Genomic DNA, 9,156 nt, shown 5'->3' with positions numbered 1-9,156 from the left:
GCAGCTCAGCATAAGATTGCACGATGATATCCGCGTCAGCGAGAATGCTGAGTGGTGCAGAATCGCTATGGGTACCTGTTAGCCCAATGGCCAGTGCGGCACCCGCCGCCTTGGCCATGCGCATATCCCCGTTAGTGTCTCCGATCACTGCGACTTGGGAAGGATCAACTCCAAGCCTTTCGCAGGCCAGCTGGACCATATCCGGAAACGGCTTCCCGCGCTCCACCAGGTCTGTGCCAATGACCTCTGCGAAATATTGCCGTATGCCGAGCCACTGCAGGTGTTTCTCCGCCGCTGCGGTTTCATCCGCGGTTACGACTGCGAGCGGTATCCCCTGGCTAACACAATCGTCCAGAAAACGCTGCAGACCGGGCAGAGGCAGAACCGGCCGCTGCTGTTCCAGCATGGCGTCTGCCACTTGTCTGCAGAGATGGACAAGTTCTAGAGACTCCGCCCAGGATAATCCCTGCAAGTAGGCTTGCCAGGATAAGATCGCGTAGAGATCATCCATCGTGCCCATGGCTAACGGACCATTGCGATCATAATCGGTAATTTTTCCCTGTGCGTCATGGAGGGTCCCTAATAAGGACGGAATCAGTGCTTTAGGGAGCTCTCCGAGTCCCTTTTGCTCCATGATTTCAGCGAATTTGCCTAAGAAACGTTCACCCCAGCGTCCCCAGAGAGAGACGAACTGGAGCAGGGTCCCGTCCTTGTCGAACAGGATGGCGGATACAGAGCAAGTTCCACGTGGTGTAATAAGTTCCGACATAAGCGACCGCCTTTATTTCAATTTGTCTAATGCTGCCTGTGCTGTTGCCTGGGCTTCCTTCAGGGCTTCCGCTGCTGGAATATTCTCGATCTGCACCTTGTCTGCTGCGATTGTCAGGGCATCATTGATCTTGCCGCCAGTAGGGTCCTGGAAAGGCTCGGAACCGTGCGCTGCCTGCATCAGTGGAATCTTGATCTGCGGATTGCTCTCGCTGAAAGAGACGAATGCAGGGTCTTGCAGTGCAGATTGGCGGACGGAAATATAACCAGTATTAATGGACCAGAAAGCAGTATTCTCCGAATTCGTGAAGTAAGTCAGCCATTTCATGGCTGCTTGCTTCTCAGCATCGCTTGCCTTGGATGGGATACCAGCCATGATAGCTTGAGCTACCGGCTTTCCTTCGCCAACCCCGGCCCAGCCCGGTTGTTCCATCGCGGATACGATGCTGAAGTCCAGATCTCCCTGATCTCCACTGGAACCAATGTAGCCTGCGGCCTGTCCTTTCATTACGTCATCAATCGTCTTGTACCAATATTCCCAGCCTTGTCCGCCGGAATGAATCTGCATTGTCTTATCTTCGTGAATCCACTTGCGGAACAGATCCCAGGTCTCGATCCACTCGGGGGAGTCGATCAGCACTTTTTTGCCATCCTCGCTAAGAATGTGGCCGCCTTTGCTAAGTGTTGCATCGATCATATTGCCGGAGCCCCACATCGGTTCCCAGCCGAAGAACGTTGTTTTTCCACCGTCTTTAACGGTCATTTTCTCAGCGGCAGCGGCCAGATCTTCCCAGGTCTTCAACGTACTTGGATCTATGCCACTCTTCTCAAAAGCGTCCTTGCGGTAGTACATAATCTGTGTGGTTCCGTACATCGGGAGGAAATATTGCTTGCCATCCACCTGCCCTTGATTCATAAAGGTCTGGACAAAATCATCTTTATTGAAATCCGGCTGCAGAGCGATAAGCTCGTCTATCGAAGCAAAATAGCCCTTGCGGGCCCAGTCCACATTAGAGGAGAGCACGGCAGCAGGGACTTGTCCTGTAGCAATCGCTGCCTGCAGCTTCTGCTCGGTTTCGGTATAGTCGGCTTGCACAATGCCTTTTACAATAACTTCCTGCTGGGAAGCGTTGAATTTCTGGATGAGCGCATTCATATTCTCACCAAGCTTGCCGCCGAGTCCATACCAGAACTCAATAGTTACGGGTGCGCTTTGTGTCGGAGCTGCTGAAGCAGAAGGTGCTGTTGATGCTCCATTTGCTGCTGTAACATTAGTAGCGGAATTCCCACCGCAAGCGGTCAATACCGTAAAACCGGCAATTAAAGACATAGCAGACAATCTCTTCACTACGTTCATCATCATTCTCCTCATTATTCATATATTGTTATCCCGTATATCTGTAAGCTCACCCTTTGCTTGATCCGGCGGTCATATTGACACTTCCCATAATGGTTTTCTGGGCCAGCAGAAACACAAGCAGCAGAGGGGCGATGGTAAAGGCGCTGGCGGCCATGATTAGCGGCCATTTCAATCCGTATGCACCTCCTTCAACGAAAAAGCTACGCAGTCCGGCAGACACCAGTTGCAGGTTCGGGTCCTTCGTGATCAGCATCGGCCAGAAATAGTTGTTGTACTGGTCAATGAAGGTGATCAGGGCCAGCACAGCGAAGGAAGAACGCGTAATCGGTACAATAATGGTCCATAGAATCCGCAAATGGGAGGATCCATCCACTTCTCCGGCTTCTACCATCTCATGCGGAACCTGCAGGAAAGCTTGTCTGATCAGAAAAATGGAGAATACACTTACGCAGTTAGATAGGATCAATCCGGCATACGAGTCCAGCAGATGCAGCTCCGACAGGACGAGATAACCGGGCAAGTAGACCGCGGTAGCCGGAACCATATAGCCAAACATAATTACGCCCGCAAACAACCCTTTTAAGCGGAATTTCATGTGTGTAAGTGCGTAAGCCATCATGCCGGAATTGATGATCTGGAGCAGCACGATGGAGACGGCGACGAAGATGCTGTTGCCCATATATCTGAAGAACGGCGCCTCATGCCAGGCTTCAGCGAAGTTGCCCCACAGCGGGACTTTCGGCCAAAGTGTAGGCGGGGACTGCCAGATTTCATCATTTGTTTTCAGTGCGCTGGTGACCATCCAATAGAAGGGGAAGGCCATCAAGAGTGCAATTACAGCAAAAAACAAATGGCGGGACAGTCTGCCGATTCGAATGATCGTACTCATTCCAAGACCTCCTTTACGTAAATTTTACTGATAGTGGGTGGTCCGTTTGCTGACTCCAAGCGAAATTACAGACAGCAGCATGCAGATGAACACTAAGACCATGGCGACGGTAGAAGCCTCCCCGATTTGGAATGACTCGAAGGCGGATTGATAATACATATAGAGCAGGGTGCGCGTGGAGCCGGAAGGCCCTCCTTGAGTAAGCACGTTAATCTGATCGTAAGCCTGAAGCGCCCCTATGATCTGCACAATGAACAGAAATAGCGTAGTGGGTGAGATTAGCGGCAATGTGATACGGATGAATTTGTAAAAAGGACTCGCTCCATCAAGTCCGGCTGCTTCCAGCAGGTCCGTAGGTACATTGCGCAGCGCAACCAGATAGAAAATCATCGCCCAACCAACCGATTTCCAGATCGTCACGATAAGTACACCCACAAGGGCCCAGTTCGGATCATGCAGCCAGCCGATTTTCTCCAGACCCAGAAAGGAAAGCACGGTATTGGCTAGGCCTACGTCAGGTTCATAGATCCAGGACCAGACGATGGAGACGGCAACCGTTGGGGTGACCCAAGGCGAGAATAACAACACCTGATAGAGGGCAGCGCCTTTAAGTTTGCTATTCATGAGAAGGGCTAAACCCAATCCGATCAGAATGACCGGCAGTACACTCCCTGCACAGAACAGCACAGTTACTCTAAGCGCTTTGTAAAAGGCTTGGTTGCTGAAAAGATCCACATAATTGGTTAGGCCCACAAAGGTTTTCTCCGGGCTCATGAAGTCCCATTCCGTAAAGCTGAGATAAAAAACATACAATAATGGCGCCAGCCAAAATACAACGAACGGAATCATCGCCGGCAGTGTAAAGAGCACAGGCTTCAAACCGCCTATAAATTTCGAACGTGTCATTTTTTCTTGGATACCCCATTCCATCTTTTGTGTTTTGCGGTATAATTCTGAGGAAAGCTCATCTGTACAAAAAAAATTGTACACTCATCCGCCAGTGATGTGGTCAACAGGACGTAAACAGTGATAAGAGATTGTGTAAAATTTTCAGAATAGGGTGCACAAGCTTGTACACTGTGTAAAGTAGAAGATAGAGACTAAGTGAAATGAAGGTGCAACGATTGAAACAGGCCGCCTTTGGCGAAGAGAATGCGGATTTATCTCCACGAGAGCAGTTGCTGCGTCCAATGATTGATGCCATTGCCCAGACGATGGACTTATATGGAGCGAACTATTCGTTCGGGCAGCTCTATGGAATTATGTTTTTTGAGGATAAGCCGATGACACTCGAGGAAATGAAGAAAGTCATGAATATGAGCAAAAGCAATATGAGCTATGGCGTCCGTTCGTTGATGTCCTCCAAGATGGTTACCAAGCTTGATGAGAAACGGGAGCGAAAGGATCTGTACGTTGCGGAGACGGATTTCTTCCAGACCTTCAAGAATTTCTTCACGTTGAAGTTGCAGCGGGAGATTGATGTGATGAAGGAGGCGCTCGGTTCCGTTATGCCGGAGCTCGAGGAACTAACCAGCGCGGCGGACACCCCAGAAGAAGAACGGCAATATTGTCTGAGGGATTTAGATAAACTGCAGCATGCAGTAAAGTATTACAATTGGTTGCAGCAGTTTGTGGATGGGCTTCAGGAAGGCGAGTATTTTGCAAATTTCCCAGCAAGCGGGTTTAAATCAAGCTCAGAATAGCAGTGAAAGCGAGGGGATTTAGGATGTTGAAGTGGAAGGCTGGGTCCATTGCGTTATTTCAGAGTGATCTGTATGAGACGAATTCACTCGTTGTAGAAACTTCGGATTATGTGCTAGTTGCCGATCCCTGCTGGCTTCCCCGTGAAGTGGAGGAGATCCGCCAGTATGTAGAGGGAATTCGTGCCGAAAGAAAGCTTCTACTCTTATTTACACACTCTGACTTTGATCATATTATCAGCTATGGCGCTTTCCCGGAGGCAGAGGTTATTGCAAGCAGAGCATTCGCTGACAAAAGCATGGCAGAGCAAGAGAGTATTCTGGAGCAAATTCGTGAGTTCGATGATAGTTACTATCTCAGAAGACCTTATGTAATAACCTATCCAGTAGTGGATCATGTTATGGAGGCAGACGGTCAAATAATGATTTTTGGAGATATAAGACTGACGGGGTACAGTTCTCGGGGGCATAATAACGATGGAATGTTTACTCTAATCGAGCCGCTTGGCTTGTTCATCGCCGGTGATTATTTGTCAGATGTAGAGTTCCCTTATATTGAGGACAGCATTATCTCATATGAGGAAACTCTACATAAGGTTGAACCCATAATTGCCCGTCATCCCATTACCTTGATGGTCCCAGGGCATGGAGAGACGACGGGTAGCTTAAATGAGCTTAGAAGACGACGCGATGCAGGCTTGAATTATATTATGAATATGCGAGTGGCAGTGGCGTCCGGTGTACAAGGGAACATCGACCAACTGATCGCAGGCTGTGCTTTTCCCCGCAATATGACAAAGTTTCACCAGAGCAATCAGTTGTTGTTCCAGAATGAGCAAACCCCATAGAGCTCAAGATTCAGTTATTCCGAAGCATTCTCTTTTTTATTCTTACTGCCCAAATTAACGTTTAGATGTCCGTCATGACCTCCTAGATGGCCGCCGATTCCAAAGCCAACTCCTTGGCCGCCGCCCAATTGGGCCTTAGCCTGAGCGCCGAGCCCCTGTTCACCCCCGAGGTGTGCACCGGTGTTGAAGCCGACCCCTTGTTTGAATCCCAAGTGCCCATCCACATTAGCCCCGAGCCCCTGTTCACCCCCGAGGTGTGCACCAGTGTTAATACCAGCCCCTTGGCCGCCGCCCAATTGGGCCTTAGCCTGAGCGCCAAGACCGTACTCACCGCCAAGCTGCGCACCGGTGTTGAAGCCAACCCCTTGGTTCATGCCTAAGTGACCGTCGGCGCTCGCGCCGAGGCCGTACTTGCCGCCGACCTGCGCTTCACCATTAAATCCGGCCCCTTGACTGCTGTTTACATCAGCCCCGCCCTGTGCGTTGATTCCATACTTGGCGCCTAAGTGGCCATTTGCATGAGCACCCACACTATTGGGGGCTAAATGCCCATCGGCGTTCAGGCCGAGGCCGTGTTTACCACCCAGTTCTCCGCCTGTCTCCAAGCTAATTCCTTGTCCCTGGCCTATATTTCCATTTACATAACCATTCGCAATTTGGGTTCTTTCGACTTGATTAAACGAGCGGTTGAGATGGAAGTAATGAGAGTAAGGGAAGTTAGCGGGTTGACGATTATATGGATAAGCTGGCTGCCGAGCTTGGCTGTTCGAATATTCATTTCCAGTGGTCATGTATAGCCTCCTGTATAGATTTGATTATATAGCCTATTCATAGAGGCATTCTAATGACACCCTCTTGAGGGGAGAACAAGAAGAAACAATTTGAGCATCCTTGATGCGACAGGAAAAAAACCGCTCAATGAGCGGTTTGAGGATATATATAGGGATGGATATTTACAGATTCAGCTGAATCTTGCGGGTGCTCAGCACGCCTTCCAGACCAGTGGGGTCTGTGCTTACTTTATGGGCTACAAATTGCTCCGCCCGCTCGGATGTGCGTATACGCAGCGGCTTGTTCTCCATGTGCACTAATTCCCACATCACGTCGGCAACGGACTCGGACGTCTGTGGTTCAACGTTTCGTTTAAGAAACGTCGCCGTATAAGCATCCAGAATAGGTTTATACTCATCATCTAGAATCCCACCAGTGCTGGCGACATGGCCCAGAACAGTTTTGTTGAACTCGGTGGCAATTGCCCCTGGTTCAAGTAAAGTAACGTCAATATTGAACAATGGCTTGTAATAGGTAGCCAGACTTTCCAGTAAACCCTCAAGTGCGAACTTGCTGGCGCAATAGATCTCATTCATCGGTTGACCGACCAAACCGCCTACGCTGGATGTGGCGATAATATGCCCATATCCGGTTTGGCGCATAAGAGGCAGTGCCGCTTGAATAGTATGCATTACTCCATAAACATTAGTATCGAAGACACGTTGAATGTCCTCTACAGGTGCTTGTCCCAGTGATCTAAGGTACCCAAATCCGGCATTGCAGAACAGCACATCCAGTGTTCCATGTTCAAGCTCAATACGATCGATAACAAGTTTAATGCTCTCCGGTTTCGTAACCTCCAGCTCTACCCAATGAAGATTATTTTCCTCCCCGTACTGCTGTTGCTCACGTGCTAAATGACGTGTTCCGGCATAGACGGTCCAGCCTTGGCGCGAAAAGGATAAAGCCGTTGCCAAGCCAATTCCGGACGACGCGCCGGTGATGCACATGATTTTATTTTTACTCATAATGGTATACCCTCCGATAGTTTTTTCATAAATATTTCCCATATTATAGCATGAAGCCAGTCTTACTCTAAATAAAGCGGGATTTTCTCTGCGAAACTGACAAATAACATAAATTTTCGCAGGATTAGCATGACTTGAGTTGCTATAAGTGTTTTCATTATTGTAGACTATAATTAATGTCTAGATGTAAGCGAATGGAGAGGGACAATGGAAGTATTCAAGCGTTACTTCGCGAATTTAACAGTCCGGCGTTTTTTGATTTTGGGACTAATTGCGCTGCTGTTGTACAGTATTAGAGATATGCTGAATCTGGTGTTGCTGACATTTTTGATTGCTTATGTAATGAACAGTTTTCAGGTCTTGCTGAGCAAGCGGATCAGTAGATACGTCAAGGTGAACAGCAAGGTAATTATTATCATTTTATACCTTGCGCTGATCAGCATGATCGTATTGGCTCTGGTTAAATACCTGCCTAAGGTGTACACGCAAATTAAGCAATTAACCAATTTCCTGAGCAATTTAACCCCTGAAGATCTTCCAAAGAACGATATTACTCAGTATATATTCAATATGCTGAAGGATTTGAACTATCAATCCTATATGAATCAGGGCATAGAATATGTGCTGAAGATAAGCAACTGGGGCACAACCTTCGTATTAGCAACCATTCTGAGCCTTGTGTTCATCCTAGAGAAGAATCGGATTGTCAGCTTCACCTCCCGCCTGAGAGAAAGCAAGATTTCGTGGTTCTATGTAGAGTTGGAGTACTTTGGCAAAAAATTCATCTCGTCCTTCGGCAAGGTGATTGAAGCGCAGATTCTTATTGCGTTGTTCAATACGTGCTTTACGGTTATCGGACTGTGGGTACTAGGCTTCTTTTTCGTCCCGTTTCCCTACCTCTTTGCACTGTCTATTATGATATTTCTGCTCAGCTTAATTCCGGTTGTCGGCTTTGTGATCTCACTGATCCCGTTGTGTATCATCGGTTATAATATTGGCGGGCTGTCCATGATGATTTATATAATGGCGCTGATTGCAGTGCTGCATGTCATTGAAGGTTATTTTCTGAATCCGAAGCTGATGTCCTCCAAGATGAATCTGCCGATGTTCTACACCTTTATCGTACTGCTGTTCTCCGAGCATTATATAGGGGTTTGGGGCCTTATTCTTGGCATCCCGATTTTTGTCTTCTTTCTCGATATTTTGGAGATCAGCAGAGAGAAGCAATAAGGCGACCCCCCCTTTTTATGAATATAAAAGAATACCAAAAACCCCAGCCGTATATGGCCGGGGTTTTTGGTATTCTATAGGGGCTGACTGTAATATGTATCTCTATTAGCCAAAGGTGGTAAGGGTGCTCTGGGTCACGATCTCTCTCAATTCTGCTTTGTGTGCGGTATATTGCTGTGCTGTAATATTTCCTTTAGCTAGTCGCAAATCGAGCTGCTTGGTGAGCTGAGAAATCTGCAGATTAATCACGCTTCCAATATTTCCATCATTGTCTGCGGCAATATCATGCAGTGACTTGCCATCATATAAAGCTTCATATAACTCTTCGTCTGACACTTGTTTGAGGCCCTCCAAAAATTCATCTTTATCTGCAACACCTGTTGTTGACCATTTGGCGACCGGGCTTGCATTTACTGTGGTTTTGTTCCAGTTAATCCCTCCGAAGGACATGGCAACAACCATGGTTCCGACAACCATCACGCGTTTTATATTCATTTAAATCCTCTTTTCTTATTTTGAAATACCGTCAATGGATGTGTTGTAGATCTCTTGCTAAAATTCA

The 9,156-nt window shown here is 47.9% G+C and carries 10 protein-coding genes; 3 read left to right on the top strand and 7 right to left on the bottom strand.

What is annotated here, in order from left to right; all coding sequences use genetic code 11:
- The 4 genes from H1230_RS31340 to H1230_RS31325 form a co-directional block, all read right to left on the bottom strand.
- Positions 1 to 769: HAD family hydrolase (locus H1230_RS31340; RefSeq protein ID WP_239713679.1), on the bottom strand; the 769-nt coding region annotated here is incomplete at its 3' end.
- Positions 770 to 781: 12 nt separating this feature from the next.
- Positions 782 to 2,125: an ABC transporter substrate-binding protein gene (locus H1230_RS31335; RefSeq protein ID WP_239717674.1), complete on the bottom strand. Its 1,344-nt coding sequence runs from the start codon at positions 2,123 to 2,125 to the stop codon at positions 782 to 784.
- Between the two features lie 49 nt (positions 2,126 to 2,174).
- Positions 2,175 to 3,017, bottom strand: a complete 843-nt coding sequence (locus tag H1230_RS31330; RefSeq protein ID WP_239713678.1) for a carbohydrate ABC transporter permease — start codon at positions 3,015 to 3,017, stop codon at positions 2,175 to 2,177.
- Positions 3,018 to 3,041: 24 nt separating this feature from the next.
- Positions 3,042 to 3,923 carry a carbohydrate ABC transporter permease gene (locus tag H1230_RS31325; RefSeq protein ID WP_239713677.1) on the bottom strand — a complete coding sequence of 294 codons (882 nt, stop codon included), beginning with the start codon at positions 3,921 to 3,923 and terminating at the stop codon, positions 3,042 to 3,044.
- A gap of 203 nt (positions 3,924 to 4,126) precedes the next feature.
- On the opposite strand from H1230_RS31325, the gene H1230_RS31320 reads away from it, so the two are divergent.
- Together H1230_RS31320 and H1230_RS31315 are read left to right on the top strand one after the other, a co-directional pair.
- Positions 4,127 to 4,720, top strand: a complete 594-nt coding sequence (locus H1230_RS31320; protein WP_239713676.1) for a GbsR/MarR family transcriptional regulator — start codon at positions 4,127 to 4,129, stop codon at positions 4,718 to 4,720.
- A gap of 23 nt (positions 4,721 to 4,743) precedes the next feature.
- Complete coding sequence (locus tag H1230_RS31315) at positions 4,744 to 5,565, top strand: MBL fold metallo-hydrolase (protein WP_239713675.1); 822 nt, start codon at positions 4,744 to 4,746, stop codon at positions 5,563 to 5,565.
- A gap of 14 nt (positions 5,566 to 5,579) precedes the next feature.
- Here the strand turns inward: H1230_RS31315 and H1230_RS31310 are convergent, their stop codons facing one another.
- Complete coding sequence (locus H1230_RS31310) at positions 5,580 to 6,356, bottom strand: hypothetical protein (RefSeq protein ID WP_239713674.1); 777 nt, start codon at positions 6,354 to 6,356, stop codon at positions 5,580 to 5,582.
- A 162-nt stretch (positions 6,357 to 6,518) separates the two neighbouring features.
- A complete protein-coding gene (locus H1230_RS31305) occupies positions 6,519 to 7,364 on the bottom strand; it encodes an SDR family oxidoreductase (protein WP_239713673.1) in 846 nt (281 codons plus the stop codon).
- A 207-nt stretch (positions 7,365 to 7,571) separates the two neighbouring features.
- Between H1230_RS31305 and H1230_RS31300 the strand changes: the two genes are divergently transcribed.
- Positions 7,572 to 8,594 (top strand): AI-2E family transporter, encoded by a 1,023-nt coding sequence (locus H1230_RS31300; protein WP_239713672.1) that lies wholly within the window; start codon positions 7,572 to 7,574, stop codon positions 8,592 to 8,594.
- A 105-nt stretch (positions 8,595 to 8,699) separates the two neighbouring features.
- Here the strand turns inward: H1230_RS31300 and H1230_RS31295 are convergent, their stop codons facing one another.
- Positions 8,700 to 9,089, bottom strand: coding sequence for a hypothetical protein (locus H1230_RS31295; RefSeq protein WP_239713671.1), 390 nt, complete (start codon positions 9,087 to 9,089; stop codon positions 8,700 to 8,702).
- Positions 9,090 to 9,156 lie beyond the last annotated feature (67 nt).

It is taken from the genome of Paenibacillus sp. 19GGS1-52 (assembly GCF_022369515.1).
Classification (GTDB): Bacteria; Bacillota; Bacilli; order Paenibacillales; family Paenibacillaceae; genus Paenibacillus_AQ.
Note: the sequence above shows the minus strand (reverse complement) of the source record. Positions and strands in the feature narration are given on the sequence as shown.